Source organism: Caulobacter henricii, assembly GCF_001414055.1.
Classification (GTDB): domain Bacteria; phylum Pseudomonadota; class Alphaproteobacteria; order Caulobacterales; family Caulobacteraceae; genus Caulobacter; species Caulobacter henricii.
In genome coordinates, this window is the sequence record NZ_CP013002.1 from 2,949,214 (window position 1) to 2,968,734 (window position 19,521).

The 19,521-nt window shown below is 65.8% G+C and carries 20 protein-coding genes and 1 pseudogene; 15 read left to right on the plus strand and 6 right to left on the minus strand.

What is annotated here, in order from left to right; translation table 11 throughout:
- The first annotated feature begins 4 nt into the window (after positions 1-4).
- Both AQ619_RS13800 and AQ619_RS19175 read left to right on the plus strand, forming a co-directional pair.
- Complete coding sequence (locus AQ619_RS13800; protein ID WP_062148750.1) at positions 5-289, plus strand: DUF1272 domain-containing protein; 285 nt, start codon at positions 5-7, stop codon at positions 287-289.
- Between the two features lie 114 nt (positions 290-403).
- A complete protein-coding gene (locus AQ619_RS19175; protein ID WP_166504256.1) occupies positions 404-547 on the plus strand; it encodes a hypothetical protein in 144 nt (47 codons plus the stop codon).
- A gap of 3 nt (positions 548-550) precedes the next feature.
- On the opposite strand, the gene AQ619_RS13805 is transcribed toward AQ619_RS19175, so the two are convergent.
- Positions 551-1,714 carry an alpha-hydroxy-acid oxidizing protein gene (locus AQ619_RS13805; protein WP_062148754.1) on the minus strand — a complete coding sequence of 388 codons (1,164 nt, stop codon included), beginning with the start codon at positions 1,712-1,714 and terminating at the stop codon, positions 551-553.
- Positions 1,715-1,851: 137 nt separating this feature from the next.
- Between AQ619_RS13805 and AQ619_RS13810 the strand changes: the two genes are divergently transcribed.
- Positions 1,852-2,562 (plus strand): HAD family hydrolase, encoded by a 711-nt coding sequence (locus AQ619_RS13810; RefSeq protein WP_236849478.1) that lies wholly within the window; start codon positions 1,852-1,854, stop codon positions 2,560-2,562.
- Here AQ619_RS13810 and AQ619_RS13815 read toward each other — a convergent pair.
- Entirely contained in the window at positions 2,519-3,625 is a 1,107-nt protein-coding gene (locus AQ619_RS13815; RefSeq protein WP_062151688.1) for an acyltransferase family protein, read from the minus strand. The two genes, AQ619_RS13810 and AQ619_RS13815, sit on opposite strands and share 44 nt — an antisense overlap.
- A 105-nt stretch (positions 3,626-3,730) precedes the next feature.
- Between AQ619_RS13815 and AQ619_RS13820 the strand changes: the two genes are divergently transcribed.
- The 3 genes from AQ619_RS13820 (at position 3,731) to AQ619_RS13830 (ending at position 5,363) form a co-directional block, all read left to right on the plus strand.
- Positions 3,731-4,120, plus strand: coding sequence for a group III truncated hemoglobin (locus AQ619_RS13820; protein WP_062148760.1), 390 nt, complete (start codon positions 3,731-3,733; stop codon positions 4,118-4,120).
- Complete coding sequence (locus AQ619_RS13825) at positions 4,117-4,830, plus strand: 2OG-Fe dioxygenase family protein (RefSeq protein ID WP_062148763.1); 714 nt, start codon at positions 4,117-4,119, stop codon at positions 4,828-4,830. The genes AQ619_RS13820 and AQ619_RS13825 overlap by 4 nt, the downstream gene beginning before the upstream one ends.
- Positions 4,831-4,970: 140 nt before the next feature.
- Positions 4,971-5,363 carry a hypothetical protein gene (locus tag AQ619_RS13830; protein WP_062148766.1) on the plus strand — a complete coding sequence of 131 codons (393 nt, stop codon included), beginning with the start codon at positions 4,971-4,973 and terminating at the stop codon, positions 5,361-5,363.
- Here AQ619_RS13830 and AQ619_RS13835 read toward each other — a convergent pair.
- On the minus strand, positions 5,332-6,240 hold the full coding sequence (locus tag AQ619_RS13835) for a LysR family transcriptional regulator (protein ID WP_207205005.1): 909 nt from the start codon (positions 6,238-6,240) through the stop codon (positions 5,332-5,334). The genes AQ619_RS13830 and AQ619_RS13835 overlap by 32 nt on opposite strands.
- Positions 6,241-6,337: 97 nt before the next feature.
- Here AQ619_RS13835 and AQ619_RS13840 point away from each other — a divergent pair, with 97 nt between their 5' ends.
- Positions 6,338-7,318 carry an NAD(P)-dependent alcohol dehydrogenase gene (locus AQ619_RS13840; protein WP_062148772.1) on the plus strand — a complete coding sequence of 327 codons (981 nt, stop codon included), beginning with the start codon at positions 6,338-6,340 and terminating at the stop codon, positions 7,316-7,318.
- A gap of 56 nt (positions 7,319-7,374) precedes the next feature.
- Positions 7,375-9,264, plus strand: coding sequence for a DNA primase (dnaG, locus tag AQ619_RS13845; protein ID WP_062148775.1), 1,890 nt, complete (start codon positions 7,375-7,377; stop codon positions 9,262-9,264).
- A 140-nt stretch (positions 9,265-9,404) separates the two neighbouring features.
- Here the strand turns inward: dnaG and AQ619_RS13850 are convergent, their stop codons facing one another.
- Positions 9,405-9,689 (minus strand): GIY-YIG nuclease family protein, encoded by a 285-nt coding sequence (locus AQ619_RS13850; RefSeq protein ID WP_166504257.1) that lies wholly within the window; start codon positions 9,687-9,689, stop codon positions 9,405-9,407.
- Between the two features lie 608 nt (positions 9,690-10,297).
- On the opposite strand from AQ619_RS13850, the gene rpoD reads away from it, so the two are divergent.
- Entirely contained in the window at positions 10,298-12,256 is a 1,959-nt protein-coding gene (gene rpoD / locus AQ619_RS13855) for an RNA polymerase sigma factor RpoD (RefSeq protein WP_062148781.1), read from the plus strand.
- Positions 12,257-12,476: 220 nt separating this feature from the next.
- On the opposite strand, the gene AQ619_RS13860 is transcribed toward rpoD, so the two are convergent.
- Positions 12,477-12,698 (minus strand): flagellar basal body rod C-terminal domain-containing protein, encoded by a 222-nt coding sequence (locus AQ619_RS13860; RefSeq protein WP_062148784.1) that lies wholly within the window; start codon positions 12,696-12,698, stop codon positions 12,477-12,479.
- A gap of 215 nt (positions 12,699-12,913) precedes the next feature.
- On the opposite strand from AQ619_RS13860, the gene AQ619_RS13865 reads away from it, so the two are divergent.
- The 3 genes and pseudogenes from AQ619_RS13865 (at position 12,914) to AQ619_RS13875 (ending at position 16,264) form a co-directional block, all read left to right on the plus strand.
- Positions 12,914-14,584: a M20/M25/M40 family metallo-hydrolase gene (locus AQ619_RS13865; RefSeq protein ID WP_062148788.1), complete on the plus strand. Its 1,671-nt coding sequence runs from the start codon at positions 12,914-12,916 to the stop codon at positions 14,582-14,584.
- Between the two features lie 19 nt (positions 14,585-14,603).
- Positions 14,604-15,300 (plus strand): annotated as a pseudogene (locus AQ619_RS13870) (DUF998 domain-containing protein).
- Positions 15,301-15,427: 127 nt separating this feature from the next.
- A complete protein-coding gene (locus AQ619_RS13875; RefSeq protein WP_062148792.1) occupies positions 15,428-16,264 on the plus strand; it encodes an SDR family NAD(P)-dependent oxidoreductase in 837 nt (278 codons plus the stop codon).
- Between the two features lie 25 nt (positions 16,265-16,289).
- On the opposite strand, the gene AQ619_RS13880 is transcribed toward AQ619_RS13875, so the two are convergent.
- Positions 16,290-16,910 carry a TIGR02466 family protein gene (locus AQ619_RS13880; protein WP_062151691.1) on the minus strand — a complete coding sequence of 207 codons (621 nt, stop codon included), beginning with the start codon at positions 16,908-16,910 and terminating at the stop codon, positions 16,290-16,292.
- Positions 16,911-16,971: 61 nt separating this feature from the next.
- On the opposite strand from AQ619_RS13880, the gene AQ619_RS13885 reads away from it, so the two are divergent.
- Genes AQ619_RS13885 through uvrC form a run of 3 tightly spaced genes read left to right on the plus strand, consistent with a single transcriptional unit; the run spans position 16,972 to position 19,507 of the window.
- Positions 16,972-17,292 (plus strand): hypothetical protein, encoded by a 321-nt coding sequence (locus AQ619_RS13885; RefSeq protein WP_062148795.1) that lies wholly within the window; start codon positions 16,972-16,974, stop codon positions 17,290-17,292.
- A 3-nt stretch (positions 17,293-17,295) separates the two neighbouring features.
- Positions 17,296-17,577, plus strand: coding sequence for a type II toxin-antitoxin system RelE/ParE family toxin (locus AQ619_RS13890; RefSeq protein ID WP_062148798.1), 282 nt, complete (start codon positions 17,296-17,298; stop codon positions 17,575-17,577).
- A gap of 19 nt (positions 17,578-17,596) precedes the next feature.
- Positions 17,597-19,507, plus strand: coding sequence for an excinuclease ABC subunit UvrC (gene uvrC, locus AQ619_RS13895; RefSeq protein ID WP_062148800.1), 1,911 nt, complete (start codon positions 17,597-17,599; stop codon positions 19,505-19,507).
- The last annotated feature ends 14 nt before the right edge of the window (positions 19,508-19,521 follow it).

Genomic DNA, 19,521 nt, shown 5'->3' on the forward strand with positions numbered 1-19,521 from the left:
GGCCGTGCTGGAACTGCGCCCCAATTGCGAGTGCTGCGACTGCGACCTGCCGCCCTCCAGCAACCAGGCCCGGATCTGCACCTTCGAATGCACCTTCTGCGCCGACTGCGCTGACACGCGATTCTCCGGAACCTGCCCTAATTGCGGCGGCGATCTGGTCGCTCGCCCCATCCGTCCGGAGGACAAGCTGCACCGTTTCCCGGCCTCCCTGCGCCGGGTCGTCAAGGCTCACTCGGCCTGTGCGAGCCTGCGCTCGCCCGAACCGGGGTCGGGCTGGGCGACACCCTGACCCAGGGTCGCTCGCCCTTTTTCTGAGGACAACTTGTCGCGGGGCGCGGACCTTCAAAATTATGCCGCGTTAACACCTTAGAGCTCATGCTGAGAGCCTCGAAGGAGCAGACCGATGACCACCCTCAGCGTGACCCGTCTCATCACCACCGAAGGCTCGACGACCAGCCTTGTCGGTCTCGGTGAAACGGCGCTGCGTCTGATGCTTGTGGCGGCCCTGCCGATCAGCGCGACGATCTTTTTCGTCCAGACCTTCTAGGCCTCAGGGACGCCTGACCAGCCCCGCCGCCCGCAGGTCGGTCAGGGTGGGATAGCCGTCGACGGCCATCAGCAGATCGGCCTCGGCCAGAATGCTGCGCAGCACGTGCACGACCCCGGCCACGCCTCCCAGTGCCAGACCATAGGCATAGGGTCGACCAATGCCCACGGCGGCTGCGCCGAGGGCCAGGGCCTTGACCACGTCACTGCCTGACCGCACCCCGGAATCGAACATCACCGGTGTCTTGCCCGAGGCCTCGACCACGCCTGGAAGCATGTCTATGGCCGCTACCCCGCCATTGGCCTGCCGGCCGCCATGGTTGGAGCAGTAGATCCCGTCCACCCCGCCATCGATGGCCCGGCGGGCGTCGTCGGGATGACAGATGCCCTTGAGGATCAGCGGCAACTTGGTCATCGACCGCAGCCAGGGCAGATCGGCCCAGGTCAGGGTCTTGCCGAAGGTCGCCCCCCACTGGGCAACGGCCGCCTGCGGGTCTTCCTCCGGCGGCTTGGCCAACAGGGCGCGGAAGGCGGGGTCGGACATGTAGTTGGCGAGGGCGTGCCCGCGCAGCTGCGGGAAATTGGCCTCATTCAGGTCGCGCGGTCGCCAGCCGGTCACCCAGGTATCGAGGGTCACAACAATGGCCTTAAAGCCCGAGGCCTCGGCCCGGGCCACTAGGCTTTCGGCAACGTCCCTGTTCTTGGGCGTGTAGAGCTGGAAGAAGCCGGGGGTGTCGCCCATCGCGGCGGCGACCTGCTCCATCGGATCATTCATCAGGGTCGAGGCCACCATCGGCACACCGGTGGCGGCGGCGGCCCTGGCGGTGGCGATATCGCCATGACCGTCCTGGGCGCAGAGGCCGATCACCCCGATGGGGGCCATGAAGACCGGGCTGGGCAGCTTGATCCCGAACAGGTCGATCGACAGATCGCGGGTCGTGCAGTCGACCATCATCCGCGGGACCAGACCCCACGACTTGAAGGCCTCGGCATTGTGGTCCTGGGTAAACTCATCGCCGCACCCGCCCTGCACATAGGACAGGGTTGCGGGCGGCAGGGCGGCCTGGGCGCGCGCTTCCAGGGTTTTGAAGTCGACCGGCAGAGTCGGCTTCACGCCGCGCATCAGCCCGCCGAAATAGATCTCGTTCTGATAGTCGCCGAACGCCATGGTCGCCTCCCCGGCTTATGATCTTTGCGACCAACCTGAACAGTGATCAGACGGCTTGCAAGGGCGGTGAAGGGTTGGGTCGCCACGCAAGGCGTCTTGACGCCCGCCGGCGATGCGGCGACGGGAAGGACATGCAAGTGCCCGCCCATACCGTTACGACCGTCGGCGTCGATGCTGATGACACCCTGTGGCACTGCGAGAGCCTGTTTCGCCTGACCCACCAGAGGTTCGTCGACCTGCTCGCCGAGCATGGCGACGCCGCCCACATCGAGTCCCAGCTGGCGGCCACCGAGAAGCGCAACCTGCGGCTCTATGGCTATGGGGCCAAGGGCTTCACCCTGTCGATGATCGAGACGGCCATGGAGCTGACCCATGGCGAGGTCTCGACCCGGGTGATCCGCGAAATCCTGGCCGCCGGCCGCGAGATGCTGACCGAGCCGGTCGAGCCCCTGCCCGGCGTGGAACACGCCCTGGCCCGGCTGTCCGAGCGCTATCGCCTGATCCTGATCACCAAGGGCGACCTGCTGCACCAGGAGCAGAAGCTGGCCTCGTCGGGGCTGGGTGACCTGTTCGCCGCGGTCGAGATCGTCTCGGAGAAGGATGCCGGTACCTATCGCCGGGTGTTTGACCGCCATGGCACAGGCGCCGACCAGGCAGTGATGGCCGGCAATTCGATGCGGTCAGACATCCTGCCGGCCCTGGAGGCCGGGTCCTGGGGCGCGCTGATCCCCTATCCGCTGGTCTGGGCCCATGAGGCCGCCCAGGCACCGGCCGATCATCCGCGCTATGTCGAGCTGGACGCGATCAGTGCGCTTCCGGACTGGATCGATCAGATTTCCGCCAGCTGAGCCGCGTGATCCAGTCGCGCGCCGGGCGCTCGAACAGGATCAGCGACAGATAGGCCAGCGGCACCAGGGCCACGACCCAGAACAGCACCCACAGCCGCATCAGGTCGCCGTTCAGGTTCCACATCCCCAGCCCCACCCAGGCCAGGCCCATCTTCAGGGCGATGGGGTGCAGCATGTAGAGGGTAAAGCTGAGCTGGGCCCAGGGGGCCAGGCGTCGGGTCACGGGTCCGACCGGTCCGGCGGCGTCAGCGGCGATGCCCGCCAGGCCGACGGCATAGATCACCAGCAGCAGCACATCGCGCGGAACCTTCAGCGGCGAGGCGATCAGGAAGGCGGCCAGCAGGCCCCACATCACCAGGTTCGGATAGGGCAGTTTGGCCAGCAGCGGCCGGATCTGGAAGCCGAGCATGCCGATCAGGAAGCCCGGCACGGCCCGCAGCACGCCGTAATCCCAGGTCCACTGGTGGAACGGCCGGTCGCCGTGCGGGGTCTGTAGCAAGATCACCAGGCTCAGGATTGCCAGACCTCCGGTGACCCAGCGCCCCCTGGCGGTGATCCAGAACAGCAGCGGCAGGGCGATATAGACCCCCATCTCGGCACTGATCGCCCAGCTGACGAAGTTCCAAGTCTGGGACTTGCACACGCCCCAGGCGTGGATGAACAGGATGTTGGGGACGATGCAGGCGACGTCATAGCGCTTGGCATCCCTGTCCTGGATCCAGCCGGCCGCCCCGGCGGCGGCCACAGCGATGAAGACCAGCATCGTCGCCCAGTGCAGCGGCCCCAGCCGCGCCACCCGCTTCTTGAGGAAGTCGCCATATTTCGCGAGCGTGGTCAGACGGCCGGTATAGATCGCCGCCATCACATAGCCGCTGATCACGAAGAACAGGTCGACGATCAGACTGAAGGTCTTGATCGTGTCATCGGCCAGCTGCCAGCGGCCGTCCAGATTGATGAAGCGGTTGAAGTGGAAGACCACGATCATCAGGGCCCCGACAATACGCAGGGCATCCAGATGCAGCATCTGGTCGGAATCGGGCTTCAGGGGCGGCAGCTTGATCATGGGCGAGAGGTGCGCCGGAGCGTCGAAACGGTCAAGTTGGCGAGCATACCCAATTTGATTCATCGCATGGTTTGGCTTGCAGCCGCGCCGCACCATCTAACGCTCATGACCCTGCAACCCGCGCCCTTCACTGACGCCGAGATCGACGCCCTGGTTGAGACCTTTTACGCCAAGGTCCAGCAGCACCACCGCCTGGGGCCGGTCTTTCAGAAGGCCGTGGGCGACGACGGCTGGCCCGAGCATCTGGCGACCCTGAAGCGGTTCTGGGCCGGGGTTCTGCAGGGCTCGGGCGGCTACAAGGGCTCGCCCATGGCCGTTCACCAGCGGGTCGAGGGCCTGACCGAAGGTCTGTTCACCCCGTGGCTGGGCCTGTTCCACCTGACCTGCGCCGAGCTGTTCGACGCCCCGCGCGCGGCCCTGGTCAGCGCCAAGGCCGAACGCATCGCCCAGACCCTCAAGCGGGGCCTGTCGTTCCGGCCGGGAGCGGCGGCGTGAGCGCCGATGCCCTTCGCGAGGCCCTGACGGATCGGGGTTTTGCGCGCGTCCCGGCCGACGAGTCCCGGGACCTCTTGGGACCGGCCGCCCTGGCCGATTGGGCCGGATTCGCCGACAGCTGGAACGATCTGGGTCTGGACGGCTTCATGGCCGATGGCGGCCGGTACCGGAAGCGCCGGTTTGCCGCCTTCGCCGCAACCCCTGAAGGCGTTCGGCGCAAGCCGCCCCAGCCGCACTATCAGAGCCGCGACTACAATGCCCTGAACGGCGGGGTACAGCGCTGGTTCGAGCCGGTGACCGACGCCATAGCCGAGCATCCGGTCACCCGCGCTGTCATCGAACAGGGCCTGGCCATCTTCCATCCGATCACGCCGCAGCCGCCGGCCGCCTGGCATTTGGAACTGCACCAGTTTCGCATCGAGGCCCGCGCCGGCGAACTGGGCCAGCCCACGCCCGAGGGCGCGCATCGCGACGGGGTGGACTGGGTGATCGTCATGCTGGTCGACCGGATCAATGTGCTGAGCGGCGTCACCGACATCTACGCCCCCGGCGGCAAGTCCCTGGGCAGCTTCACCCTGACCGCCCCGGCCGACATGGTGCTGCTGGACGATTTGCGGGTGCTGCACGGCGTGACCCCGATCCGCCCCGAAGACCCGGACCGCCCTGCCCTTCGCGATGTCCTGGTGGTGACGTTCCGGCAGGAGCACTAGCTCGCCTGACAAGTCCGGGGCCCACAGTGCGAGAGGCATAAGGTGGCTATCGGATCAGAAAAATGCTCTGAACCAGCAAGCAAAGGCCCACCCTCCAAGCCCGTGATCAAACAACAGGGCCGAAACGCGAGTTCGCCAACATGAAGACCACCGGACGGGCCTTCGCCGCCATTATGGGCCTTGTGGTCTTGTTCCAGGTCGCGCTCATTCTGGGAGCCCCCTGGGGTCACCTGACCCTCGGCGGCCAGTGGTCAGGCGCTCTTCCGCTGAAGATCCGCCTGATCCCGGCCGTCTCGATCATCCTGCTCCTGGCCATGACCCGCATCGCGCTCGGGGACAGCGGCCTGCGGCCCCAATGGGGTCCCCGATGGCTCATCTGGCCGGTCTGCGCCTACATGGCGCTGGGGATCGCCGTCCATATCGTCACCCCCTCGGCGGCCGAGCGTATGTTGTGGCTGCCGGTCCTGACCGTCCTGTTCGGCCTGTCCTTGCGGCTCGCGCTCAGCCCGCGTCCGGTCCCCCGCGCGCCCTGAGTTCTGCAGCCAGCAGGTCGAAGACGATCCGAAACCGGCGGCTCGTATTGAGCTCGCGGTGCGCCACCAGCCAGATGGGAAACATCAGAGGTTCGAGGTCTGGCAGGGCCCGGACCACCCTGGGCTCGGCGTCGCCGATGGATCCATCGAGGATGCCGATGCCCACGCCCTGTTTCACCAGTTCCCACATGACCAGATAGCTCTCGGTCAGGACAGGGAAGTTGCGCTCGGTCAGGGGCAGGCCCATCGCGACCAGCCCCTTCAGGAACATTCCCGAGCCGTCGATGCTGATGAAGTCGGCGTTGCGCAGGTCATAGGGCAGACGTGGCGAGCCCAGGCGTTCGAGATAGGCTGGGGTGGCATAAAGACGGGCCGGTACGTCGCGGATCTTGGTGGCCACCAGGTCCGGCTCGACGGGGCGGAAATTGCGGATGGCTATGTCGGCTTCGCGCCGCCGCAGGTCGCTGGCCCGGCTGGAAACGACGATCTCGACCTCGATCCCCGGATGGCTCTGCCGGAGTTTGGCTAGAAAGCCCGGCAGGATGAAGGCTGCATGGATCTCGCTGGCCGCCAGCACGACCTTGCCCTGCACGGACTGCGACTGCCCCGCCGCCGTCAGCGACACCCGGCCGGCCGCCTCGCCCATGGCCCGGACATGATCCAGCAGTTCCAGGCCGCTCGGCGTCAGGGCCAGGCCGCGCCCGACCCGCTCGAACAGGACGACGCCGAGTTCTTCCTGCAGGGCCTCAACCTGTCGCCCCAGGGTCGGCTGGGCCATGCCCAGGGCCCGGGCCGCCGCGGACAGCGAGCCTTCCTCGGCGGTGATCAGAAAGGCCCGCGCCCGGTTCCAGTCGAATTTTACAGCCCGCCAATCCATGCAAAAACGCATAACAACTCCATCGAGAACCGCAATACCCATGCAGAAACTTAGGGCTTAAAACCTGCCGGTACCCCGACCGACAGGACCTCACCCCATGAAAGCCGCTCTTTGCCGCACCTATGGACCGCCCGCCGTGGTCCGTCTCGGCGAGGTGCCGATGCCGACACCGCGTGACCACGAGGTCCTGGTCCGCATCCGGGCGACAACCGTCAGCTCGGCCGACTGGCGGGCCCGCAGCCTGGCCATGCCGCCTGGGTTCAAGGCCCTGGCCCGTCCAGTGTTTGGTCTGATCGCCCCGCGCAACCCGATCCTGGGCACCGAATTGGCCGGCGAGGTCGTCGCCAAGGGCAAGGCGGTGACGCGGTTCCGGGCTGGGGATCTGGTCTTTGCCTTCACCGGGGCCCGCTTCGGCTGTCATGCGGAGTTCCGGGTGCTGCGGGAACATGACCTGATCAGTCACAAGCCCGCCAATCTCGACTTTGAGACCGCCGCCGCCCTCTGTTTCGGCGGGACCACCGCCCTGGGCTTCCTGAGCGACATGGGAAAGCTGAAGCGAGGCGAGCAGGTGCTGGTCGTCGGGGCTTCAGGCTGTGTCGGCTCAGCGGCCGTCCAGCTGGCCCGCCACTTCGGAGCCGGGGTCACGGCGGTCTGCAGCGCCGCCAATGAGGGCTTGGTCCGCAGCCTCGGAGCCGAGACGGTAATCGACTACCAGACGCGGGATTTCGCCGCCTCGGGCCGCACCTATGACATCATCCTGGACACGACGGGCACCGCCCCCTTCGCCCGCTGCGGCCACCTGCTGCGGCCCGGCGGCCGGCTTCTGGTCGTTCAGGGCAGCCTCGGTCAGGCCCTGGGCCTGGACGGCCCGTCGCGGTCCAGCGGTTTGAGCCAGATCGGCGGGGTTCCCAAGGTCACGCTGCAGGACCTGGAGCTGCTGGCCCACCTGGCCCAGGCGGGCGAGTTGAAACCCGTCATCGACAGGGTCTATCCGCTGGAGCACGCCGCTGAAGCCCATGCCTGTGTGGAGCAGGGCCACAAGCGCGGCAGCGTGGTGCTCAGCATCGACCCCAGCTGAGCGCGATCGCATGATGCGCCACGTGCGGCCATGGCCTATGGTACAGCCCACTCGCCATGCGCTTCGACGACCGCTTCCTTGAAGAACTGAAGTCCCGCCTTCGCCCCTCCGACGTGATCGGAAAGTCGGTGAAGCTGCGGCGGCAGGGGCGCGAATATGCGGGTCTGTCGCCCTTCACCAAGGAGAAGAGCCCCTCGTTCTTCGTCAATGACGACAAGGGTTTTTATCACTGCTTCTCCAGCGGCAAGCACGGCGACATCATCAGTTTCCTGCAGGAAACCGAACGCCTGACCTTCAGCGAGGCCATCGAGCGTCTGGCCTCGGAAGCCGGCATGGCCCTGCCCGAGCCCGATGCCCGCGCTGCCCAGGACGACCGCAAGCGCCAGGGCCTGGGCGACTGGATGGCGCTGGCCGCTACCTGGTTCGAGGCCGAGCTGCGCCGCCCCGTCGGCCAGGCCGCCCGCGCCTATCTGGAACGCCGGGGCCTGCCTGAAGGCGAGTGGAGCCGCTTCCACATCGGCTTTGCGCCCAACAATCGCACTGGCCTGAAGGACTATCTGATCGCCAAGGGGGCGCAGCCGGGCGACCTGATCGAGGCCGGGGTGCTGATCGCGCCGGAAGACGGCGGCGCGCCCTATGACCGCTTTCGCGACCGGATCATCTTTCCGATCACCGACACGTGCGGCAAGGTCGTCTCGTTCGGCGGCCGGGCCATGGATCCCGCGGCCCGGGCCAAGTATCTGAACGGTCCCGAGACCAGCCTCTTCCACAAGGGCCGGCTGCTGTACGGGCTCTATGAAGCCCGCAAGATCCTGCACGCCGCCCAGGCCGCCGTCCCAACCGACAACAATCCGCTGGTGGTGGTCGAGGGCTATATGGACGTCATCGCCTGCCAGAGGGCCGGCGTGGCGGCGGTGGCAGCCATGGGCACGGCCATGACCGAGGAGCAGATGGAGGTGCTGTGGCGCCTGCACCCCGAGCCCACCCTGTGTTTTGACGGCGACAAGGCCGGCCAGCGGGCCGCCAGCCGGGCCATGGACCGCGCCCTGCCCCTGCTGAAACCCGGCCGCTCGTTCCGCTTCTCGCTGGTGACCGGCGGCAAGGATCCCGACGATGTCCTGCGCGAGCAGGGCCCTGCGGCGCTCAGGTCTCAGCTGGCCGCAACCACGCCCTTTGTCGAGCAGCTGTTCAGCCGCGAACGCGATCTGGAGCCGCTCGACACGCCCGAGCGCAAGGCGGGCCTGAAGCAGCGCCTGCGGGCCGCGGCTGCAACCATCGCCGACAAGGATCTGGCCCAGGCCTATAGGGACGATCTGCTGGGCCGACTGGATGCCCTGTTCCCGCGCGCGGCCTTCACGCCCAATGATGGCGGCTATGGCGGAGGGCGTCCCTTTGTGCCCCGCGGCCAGTGGAGGGACGGCAAGCGCCTGCCGCCCGATCCCGGCATCCGCGGCGTGGCCCGGGCCCAGATCGGCGAGCGGATCAATCCCTTCCACGCCGCCATCGCCTTGGCGGCCATCGACCATCCAGGCTGGGCCCGGCCCTATGACGAGGCCATCGAGCGGGTAGGCTTTGGCGATCCGCGCCTGCGCCCCCTGGCCCGCGAACTGTTCGAGGCTCTGGTCGACGACATGCACGACGACGCCCCGTTCCGCGACATCCTGGCGCGCAAGGGCCTGGGTCCGCAGATCGCCGAGGTCGAACGCGTGGCCCAGGCCGACGCCCCCTTCCTCAAGTCCGGCATGGAGCCACACCAGGCCAGGGCCCTGTGGTCGGCCTGTTATGAAGCGGTGATCGAGGTCGCCAATGCCGAACAGGCCCTCGAAGCCCTGCGGCACGAACCGGTCACCGCCGGCACCCTGACCGCCACCCGCGACCTGCGCACCCGCATCACGGTGCTCCAGCGCCGGATCAGCAATCTGGAGTTCTGGCGCGGGGAGAGTTAAATCCGCTCTCCCCGGCGAAGGCCGGGGCCCAGATCGAACCCAGGGTGGTTGTCGATCAGGCTAAGGCAGTAGGCGCGTCATCCCCAGCCGCTCAGGCTGAATCTAGGTCCCGGCCTTCGCCGAGAAAATCGGAGGTTGGGTTAGCCCAGAAAGTCTTGCGCCAGATCCCGCCAGTCGGGATTACTCTCCTCGATCAGCCGCAGCTTCCACACCCGCCGCCATTCCTTCATTTGCCGTTCGCGGATCTGGGCGCTCTCCCGCGTCTCATGGAGTTCGCACCAGACCAGCATCGTGCAGCCGTACTTTGCGGTGAAGCCACGCTCTCTCGACTGATGCTCGAACACCCGCCGCGCGAGGTCGTCGGTATGGCCGATATAGAGCGTGCCGTTGCGCCGGCTGGCCATGATGTAGACATGGAAGGCCATGGGCAAAGTTTAACGAGAGCTTTTCTTCGAATTCAACCTATGGAGCATTATAAATCCGTTTTCCCCGGCGAAGGCCGGGGCCCAGATTCAACCTGAGCGTCTGGGGATGATCCGCCTTCCGCCCTAGCGAAATCGACAACCTCCTCGGGTTCGATCTGGGCCCCGGCCTTCGCCGGGGAAAGCGGAAGTAGCGAACCAGAGATAACCACTACCCCTTGACACCGCCCCCTCGCCCCGCCATTTGCCGACTCAAGGATTTGCCAAGCAGCTGATTGACATCGAGCGGGCCGCCGTCACATCGCGCGCGCCCTTACCGAAACAGGATGTCACCCTCGCCGCCGACGTTGGATCCCAGTGGTCGCGGACTCACAAGGTCGTAACGCACAAGGCCGCGCTGAAGATACCGCCGTCTCTGCCGAGAGCTTTCTCGCGGAGCGATAGTTCGTGGCGGACGTTCAGTGCTGGCGGCATGCGACACTTTGTGGCCGAGATTTTTTTGGGAAAAGACGAAACGGACGGCGCGGCCCAGGCGGGCAGGACCCTTTCGGATCTAGAATTTTTTCGGCGCGCCTCTCGCGGGGGAGGTCGCGCTGACTGCGGAGAGCTTGATGAGCAACAATTCCTCGGCCGAGACGGAAGCGCCTGAATCCACCGGTGGTGACGGCCCCCTCCTCGACCTGACCGATGCCGGCGTAAAGAAGTTCATCAAGCAGGCGAAAGCCCGCGGCTTCGTGACGATGGAAGAGCTGAACAAGGTTCTGCCCTCTGAAGAGGTCAGCCCGGACGCCATCGAAGACACCCTCGCCATGCTCAGCGAGATGGGCGTCAATGTCGTCGAGGCCGAAGAAGACGCCGAGACCAATGAGGGCGGCGAAGTCGTCGCCCGCGAGGACAACCAGCAGGTCATCACCTCCGACAAGCCGTCGGCCTATGACCGCACCGACGACCCAGTGCGGATGTATCTGCGCGAAATGGGTTCGGTCGAACTGCTGTCGCGCGAAGGCGAAATCGCCATCGCCAAGCGAATCGAGGCCGGTCGCGACACCATGATCCGCGGTCTGTGCGAGAGCGCCCTGACCTTCGAAGCCATCATGGTCTGGCGCGAGGAACTGGGCACGGGCCGCATCCTGCTGCGCGAAGTGATCGACCTGGAAGGCACCTATGCTGCCATCAATGGTGTCGCCGCCCAGCCGGCGACCGATGATGGCGATGCCGAACCCGCCGAGCCGGTCGACGACGAGGGCGGCGCGCCCAAGCCGGAAGGCGACGGCGACGACGAGGACGATTTCGACGACGGTGCCGGTCCCACGGTCAGCGCCATGGAAGGCGAACTGCGCGAAGGCGTGATGACCATCCTGGACGCGATCGCCAGCGAGTTCGAAACCTTCCGCAAGCTGCAGGACAAGCTGGTCGGCAGCCGCCTGCGCGGCGAGGACCTCAGCGACAATGACCGCAAGGCCTATGAGGCCCTGTCCCAGACCATCATCCTGCACCTCAAGACCCTGAAGCTGAACAACAACCGCATCGAGGCCCTGGTCGAGCAGCTCTATGCGATCAACAAGCGCCTGATCGGTCTGGAAGGCCGCCTCCTGCGCCTGGCCGACAGCTATGGCATCAGCCGCTCGGAGTTCCTGAAGGCCTATTTCGGCTCGGAGCTGAACCCGACCTGGAGCGACCAGGTCAAGGCCATGGGCGTGCGCTGGACCAAGTTCGTCGAGAACGACGCCACCTCGGTCACCGACATCCGCAGCGAAATCGCGGCCCTGGCCACCGAGACCGGCGTGCCGATCGACGACTATCGCCGCATCGTCCAGACCGTGCAGAAGGGCGAGCGCGAGGCCCGTCAGGCCAAGAAGGAAATGGTCGAGGCCAATCTCCGCCTCGTGATCTCCATCGCCAAGAAATACACCAATCGCGGCCTGCAGTTCCTGGACCTGATCCAGGAGGGCAATATCGGCCTGATGAAGGCTGTGGATAAGTTCGAATATCGCCGCGGCTACAAGTTCTCGACCTATGCCACCTGGTGGATCCGTCAGGCCATCACCCGCTCGATCGCCGACCAGGCGCGGACCATCCGCATCCCGGTCCACATGATCGAGACGATCAACAAGATCGTCCGCACCAGCCGTCAGATGCTGCACGAGATCGGCCGCGAACCGACCCCGGAAGAACTGGCCGAAAAGCTGGCCATGCCGCTGGAAAAGGTCCGCAAGGTCCTGAAGATCGCCAAGGAGCCGATCTCGCTCGAAACCCCGATCGGTGACGAGGAAGACAGCCACCTGGGCGACTTCATCGAAGACAAGAACGCCATCCTGCCGATCGACGCGGCCATCCAGTCCAACCTACGGGAAACCACCACCCGTGTTCTGGCCTCGCTGACCCCGCGTGAAGAGCGCGTGCTGCGCATGCGCTTCGGCATCGGCATGAACACCGACCACACCCTGGAAGAAGTCGGCCAGCAGTTCTCGGTCACCCGCGAACGCATCCGCCAGATCGAGGCCAAGGCCCTGCGCAAGCTCAAGCACCCCTCGCGGAGCCGCAAGCTGCGCAGCTTCCTGGACAGCTAAACGCCGCGACAACCCGCACAAAAGCGAAACGCCCCGGTCGAAAGACCGGGGCGTTTTTCTTTGGGCTGCAAAGGCAGTTGCCGACTTGAGTTGCAGTGGTCTCGCAAGGCGATGATCTGGGATCAACCCGCTCCCCGGGTAAGTTTGGGGGAAACCCGGGGAGCGGTAATCCGGGCGCGGCCGCTTGGGGGCGAAGCGGCAGCGCCCAGTAGACGGCGCGCTAGATCTTGAGGTCCAGCAGGGCACCTGTCATGGCGTCGGCGGTCTTGAACACCGCGACATTGGCCTTGAAATCAGCCTTTGCGGAGATCTGCTCAACGGCCTCCTTGACCAGATCCGTGTCGCTGTCACGCGCGCTCCAGGTCGCCGTGCGTTCGGCGCTGGCAGTCAGGCGGTGGGCGGCGGCGGTCATGCCGGCGGCGGCGATGGCGGTGGCCTGCATGGCGGGGCTTCCTCTGCGTCCCGCCGGTTTTCCCATGCCGGGGTTAAGCCCTCGCGCAAAAGAAAGGTGAACGCCGCATCAGCCATGCTCGACGGCACAGGACCCGGGACGGGCAAAGATTACAAAACCTTCAGGTCGCTCAATCTCGACAAGCCGCCACAGTCTGGCCAAGGTTCCCGCCTTTCGCGGGCTTGGCCCGTCCTGGAGCCTGACTGATGTCCCTTTCGCGCCGCGCAGCCCTCGTCAGCGCCGCCCTGCTTATGGTCGCCCAACCCGTCCTGGCCGCGCCCAAGGCCAAGACGCCCGCGTCCAGCTTTACGCCGTCGCCCGAGGCGATCCGCGCCCACATGACCTTCCTCGCCGATGACGCGATGGAGGGCCGTGAGGCCGGTACCCGTGGCTATGATATCGCGGCCAACTATGTCGCGGCGCAATATGCCCTGCTCGGCGTCAAGCCCGGTGCCGCCAATGGCTCCTATCACCAGCGCGTGCCGCTGCTGGCCTTCAAGAACGCCTCGGAAGGCAGCTTCAGCCTGAAGGGTGCCGACGGCCAGGATAGCGCCCTGAAGTTCGGCGAGGACTATCTGCCCAGCCCCCAGGCCCAGGCGACCGAGGTCTCGGTCAGCGCGCCACTCGTCTTTGTCGGCTATGGCGTGGTGGCCCCGGAGAAGGGCCGCGATGACTATGCCGGCCTCGATGTGAAGGGCAAGATCGTCGTCCTGCTGACCGGCGCGCCGACCAGCTTCCAGACCGAGGAACGGGCCCACTACGGCAATGGAACCGTCAAGCGCATCGAGGCCGCCAAGCATGGGGCCGTGGGCGTGATCACCATGGCCACCACCAGCTCGGAAAAGCGCCGCCCGTTCGAACGCGGCGTGGCCGGCTATCGTGAATGGCGGATGACCTGGCGCAACGCCCAGGACGTGGGTTATGTGCGCGGCGTCTCTGCGCCGTCCCTGGCTTCGATCGGGCTGAAGGGAGCCGCCAAGCTGTTCGCCGGTGCGCCGACCGCCCTGGACGCCGTGCTTGCCGCCGCCGAAACGCCGGACGGCGTGATCAAGGGTTTTGACCTGCCGTCCAAGGCGTCGGTGTCGCTGAAGAGCGAAATCGAGAAGCGCGAGAGCAGCAATGTTGTCGGGGTGATCGAGGGGGCCGACCCCACGCTCAAGGCCCAGACCATCGTCCTCAGCGCCCACCTGGATCACACCGGGGTGAACGACCACGGCAAGCCGGGGGCCGACAAGATCAATAACGGTGCCCTGGACAATGCCTCGGGCATCGCCACCCTGCTGGAGGTCGCTCGCGGCTTCAAGAATGCCAAGACCAAACCCAAGCGCACCATCCTGCTGGTCGCGGTGACGGCCGAAGAAAAGGGTCTGATCGGCTCCGAATACTTCGCCAACAACCCGACCGTGGCCAAGGCCGACATCGTGGCCAATGTGAACCTGGACATGCCGGTCCTGCTTTATCCGTTCACTGACGTGATCGCGTTCGGTGCCGACCGTTCGACCCTGGGTCCTGCCGTGGCAAAGGCCGCTGGCCGCGTCGGTATTGCCCTGTCCGGCGACCCAATGCCGGAAGAAGGCCTGTTCACCCGCAGCGACCACTATCGCTTCGTCGAGCAGGGTATCCCATCGGTGTTCCTGATGACCGGTTTCCAGAACGGCGGCGAGAAAGGCTTCAGGGACTTTCTGGCCACCCACTACCACAAGCCCAGCGACGACCTGAACCTGCCGATCGACTATCAGGCCGCCGCCAAGTTCGCCCTGGTCAATTACGAGATCGCCCGCGAGCTGGCCGACGCCAAGGATCGTCCGGTGTGGAAGAAGGGTGATTTCTTCGGCTCGCAGTTCGCGCCGGCCGGCCACCCCTCGGCGGCGAAATAGCCAACGGCGAAAAGCGCCATTGACCCCGGGGGCGGCGGAAGAGATTCTGCCGCCCCATCCTTTTCGAGGTTCGCCGTCCTGTGTCTGCCCGTACTGGCGTTTTCCTGAAGATCGGTGTTTTCACGCCGATAATGATGGTCGCCGACGTCTGGCTGGCCCAGAAGCTGTTTCCAGGCTTCGATCCCGGTGCCCAGTTCATCAGCGAACTGGGCGGCCCCGCCGCCCCGGCCCCCCTGGTGTTCAATCTGGGCATGGTGCTGGCCGGAAGCGCCGGCCTGCTGGCAGGGGCCGGCTTCACCCATGCCCTCGAGCACGCCGGCGGCCGCCGGGTGGTGTCGGCCTTCACCGGCCTTTGGGTGGCCCTGACCGGCCTGGGCGCGATCTTCGCCGGCCTGTTCCACTGGCCCGATGAAATGCACCGCGCCTGCGGTGTGGGCCTAGCCATCCAGTTCGCGCCGCTGTTCACCGCCTGGGCCCTTTGGGGCGTCCCCGAGCACAAACGCCTGGCCCAGTTCTCGCTGGGCTGGTTCTTCGGTCTGTTGCTGGTCTTCGCCCTGCTGACCGGCGTGTGGAATGTGCGGACAGGCTATGACGTCGGCTACTGGCAGCGCGGCCATGCCTTCCTGGGCCTGCTGTGGCTGGGCATCGCGGCCTGGACCCTGGAGCGCGGCTGGCGCGGACGACTGGCCGGCCAGATCGAGGCGGCTTCGGCCTAGGCGCAAGCCCGTCCCGGATCGGCAGGAACGGTACTTTACCCTAGGGTAAAACGTCTCTAGGTTGTTCCAGATCGTGAACCTGCGACCACCGCATGGTCGTACAAGCCTCCAGCGGAACGACAGGGCCATGGCCAAAAACCCCTTCAAAGACAAGGTCTGCATCGTCACGGGCGCCGCTTCGGGCCTGGGCCGGGCGCTGAGCGCGCAACTGGCCGAAGCCGGGGCCACCCTGATCATTGCGGACATCAATTTCCCGGCCGCCGAGGAACTGGCTCACCGCATGAGCCAGCTGGGCGTCACGGCCAGGCCGGTCCGCACCGACGTGACCCAAAGTGAATCTGTCCGCCAGCTGATCGAAGGCACGGCGGAAGAGTTCGGCCGCATCGACTACCTGTTCAACAATGCCGGAATTGCCGTATTCGGCGAGATCCGCGACCTGAGCCTGGATCACTGGCGGCGGGTCATCGACATCAATCTGATGGGCGAGATCTACGGGATTCACTACGCCTATCCCCTGATGATCAAGCAGGGCTTCGGGCATATCGTGAATGTGGCCTCGGGCTTCGGCATGGCCCCCGGGCCGGTGAACAGCCCCTATGTGGCCTCGAAGTTCGCGGTTTTCGGTCTATCCCACGCGCTGGCTACCGAGGCCCGGGCCTTTGGCATCCATGTCACCGTCGCCTGCCCGGGCTTCATCAAGACCCCGCTGGTCGACAACATCCACTGCGTCAACGCGGCTCCGGCCGATGTCCTCGCCAATATTCCAGTCGCCATGGTGCCGGTGGACCGTGCGGCGACTATCATCCTGACCGGCGTCGCCAAGCGCAAGATGGTCATCGCCTTCCCCGGCTATGTCGGCGTTCTGGCCTTCATCCATCGCTTCCTGCCGGCCCTCTGGGACAGCATGGGCAAGGGCGAAATCGCCAACTTCCGGAAGATCCGCAAAGACCCCGCGGCCAGCTGAAGGCTCAGGGATCCGGTCGGGAAGCCTACCGCCAGGCGTAGTTGAAGCTGATGCTGATGCGCTGCTCGTCGGCCTGGTTGGGCGTGACCTCATGGCGCAGCCAGCTCTCCCACAGCAGGATCGTGCCCGGCTCTGGCTGGACATAGACGAAGGGCTGCAGGGTTTCCGGGGCATCGGACTGACGCGTCGGGGCGGCCATCATCATCGGTAGACGCGGATCCTCGAACTTGAGGGCCGAGGCCCCCTGCGGGATGGTGACATAGACCGTACCCGAGATGACGCTGTGCGGGTGGATGTGGCCGGTATGCTGGCCGCCGGGATCCAGGATGTTGATCCAGAAACTGTCCATCACCAGCTTGCCGCCGGCCAGGTCGAAGCAAAGCTCCTTGGCGAAGACTGCGACATGCTTGTCGAGCTTCTTCTTCAGATCGGCAAACAGGCTGTCGCGCTGCGGCAGGTCGTCCAGGGAGGCGTAGGAGGTATAGCCCAGATAGGCCTTCTTCTCGGCCCAGGCCTGACCCGCCTCGTCCTCCTCCGCCACCGCGATGCAGGCATCGTGCAGGTCGTCGATGAAGGTCTCGAAGTCCTTCTCCCCGGCGAGGCTGGCTTGATAGAGCGGGGTGACGAAGAGCGGGCGTGTGGTCATGGGGCGGGTCATACAGGCGCGGCGCGTTGACGACAAACCATCAATGGAACATCATGGGAACATGGCCGACGACGGATTGACCCTGAAGATCGACGCGGCGCTGGCCGAGCGGATCCGTGCCCGTGCCGAGGCGGCAGGACAGACCGTTGAGGACCATGTGCTCACAATCCTCAGCCACGCCGTCGAAGAGCCAGGCCTCGAGGACAACGAGACTCGCTGGAACGGAGCGCCAGGTCTCATCGAGCGCTTTGGTGCCTTCAACGAAGGCTCAGAAGCCTATGATGACCAGATCGACCGCATCTGTGATGAGGCCGAGCGGACTGGCGGAGTTCCGTTCGAGGTCTTTCAGGAACGCCTCCGCAACCTTGGGCAGCGCCGCTGATCCATGTATCGCGTGATCGTCTCGCCGGCCGCCATGGCCGATGTCGACCGCTTGGAAGACTGGCTTTTCGAACACGGCGCACCTTACGGTCTCGATCTCGGTGCGAAACTCGCCGACGCCGCAGCCACGCTCATCGACTATCCCGAACGCGCACCCTTGAGTCGGAGCGGTCGCTATCGCGAGCTCTACATCGCGTTTCATTCGAACCAGTATGTCATCCAGTATCGTGTCAGGGATCTTACGGTCGTGATCGCGCGCGTGTTCCACAGTCGCGAGGATCGCTGATCGTGCCAGACTCGCCTATATGTCCGTCGTGAACGACGACACCCCCTCTCCCAGCGCCGAAGACACCAACGCCCTGACCGGTGCCGCCCTGATCAAGGACGAGGCCGCGCGCCTGCCCGATGCGCCGGGCGTCTACCGGATGATCGGCGACAATGAGGAGGTCCTCTATGTCGGCAAGGCCAAGAGCCTCAAGAAGCGGGTGATCCAGTACGCCCAGGGCCGTTTCCACACCAATCGCATCGCCCACATGGTCGACGCGACGCGGGCCATGGTGTTCGTCACCACCCGCACCGAAGCCGATGCCCTGCTGCTCGAGATCAATCTGATCAAGTCGCTGAAGCCCCGCTTCAATGTGCTGCTGCGCGACGACAAGAGCTTTCCCGAGATCATGATCCGCCGCGATCACGATGCGCCGCAGCTGCGCAAGCATCGCGGGGCCCATGCGATCAAGGGCGACTATTTCGGCCCGTTCGCCAGCGCGGGGGCCGTGAACAGCACGCTCAACACCCTGCAGAAGGCCTTCCTGCTGCGCTCGTGCAGTGACAGCGTCTATGAGAGCCGCGACCGGCCCTGCATGCTGTACCAGATCAAACGCTGCGCCGCGCCGTGCACCGGGCTGGTCAGCATCCCCGATTATCAGGCCCTGGTCGACCAGGCCGAGGCCTTCCTGCGCGGCAAGTCCCGCGCGGTGATGGCCACCATGGCCGCCGAGATGGAAGCTGCCGCCGAGGACCTAGAGTTCGAACGCGCCGCCCGCCTGCGGGACCGCATCCGCGCCCTGTCGGCCGTGGCCCAGGCCAGCCAGATCAACCCCGAGACCGTGGAAGAGGCCGACGTCGTGGCCCTGCACGTCGAGGGCGGCCAGGCCTGCGTGCAGGTGTTCTTCTTCCGGGCCGGCCAGAACTGGGGCAACCGCGCCTACTTCCCCCGCATCACCGGCGCGGCGGAAGAGGAAGGGGTCAGCGAGGAAGCCCAGGCGATGACCGCCTTCCTGGGCCAGTTCTATGACGACAAGCCGATCCCGCGCCTGATCCTGGCCAATATCGAGCCGGCGGACAGTGCCCTTCTGGCCGAGGCCTTTGCCCTGAAGAGCGGCCGCAAGGTCGAGATCAGCATCCCCAGGCGGGGCGAAAAGGCCGATCTGGTTCAGCACGCCCTGACCAATGCCCGCGAAGCCCTGGGCCGGAAAATGGCCGAGGGCTCGGCCCAGACCAAGCTGCTGGCGGGGGTCGGCGAGGCCTTTGGTCTGGACGCCCCGCCCGAGCGGATCGAGGTCTATGACAACAGCCACATCCAGGGCACCAACGCCGTCGGCGGCATGATCGTGGCCGGGCCGGACGGCTTCATGAAGGGCCAGTACCGCAAGTTCAACATCAAGAGTACCGAGCTCACCCCCGGCGACGACTACGGCATGATGAAGGAGGTGCTGAAGCGCCGCTTCGCCCGCTTGGTCAAGGAGGAGGAAGAGGGTCAAAGCGACAATCGCCCTGACCTCGTCCTGGTCGACGGCGGCAAGGGCCAGCTGGATGCGGCTCTGGAAATCATGGCCGAACTGGGCGTCGACGACATCGCCGTGGTCGGCGTCGCCAAGGGTCCCGACCGGGATGCCGGCCTGGAACGGTTCTTCATGCCCGACAAAACGCCGTTCATGCTCGAGCCCAAGTCGCCGGTGCTCTACTACCTGCAGCGCCTGCGCGACGAGGCTCACCGGTTCGCCATCGGGGCTCACCGCACGCGGCGCAGCATGGACCTGAAGAAGAACCCGCTCGACGAGATCGAAGGCGTGGGTCCAGGTCGCAAGAAGGCCCTGCTGCACGCCTTCGGCTCGGCCAAAGGGGTCGGCCGAGCCGGGGTCGAGGACCTGCTGAAAGTCGAGGGCGTCAGCCAGGCCCTGGCCGAGCGCATCCACGCCTTCTTCCGCAAGAGCTGAAGCCCGCCGCCGGC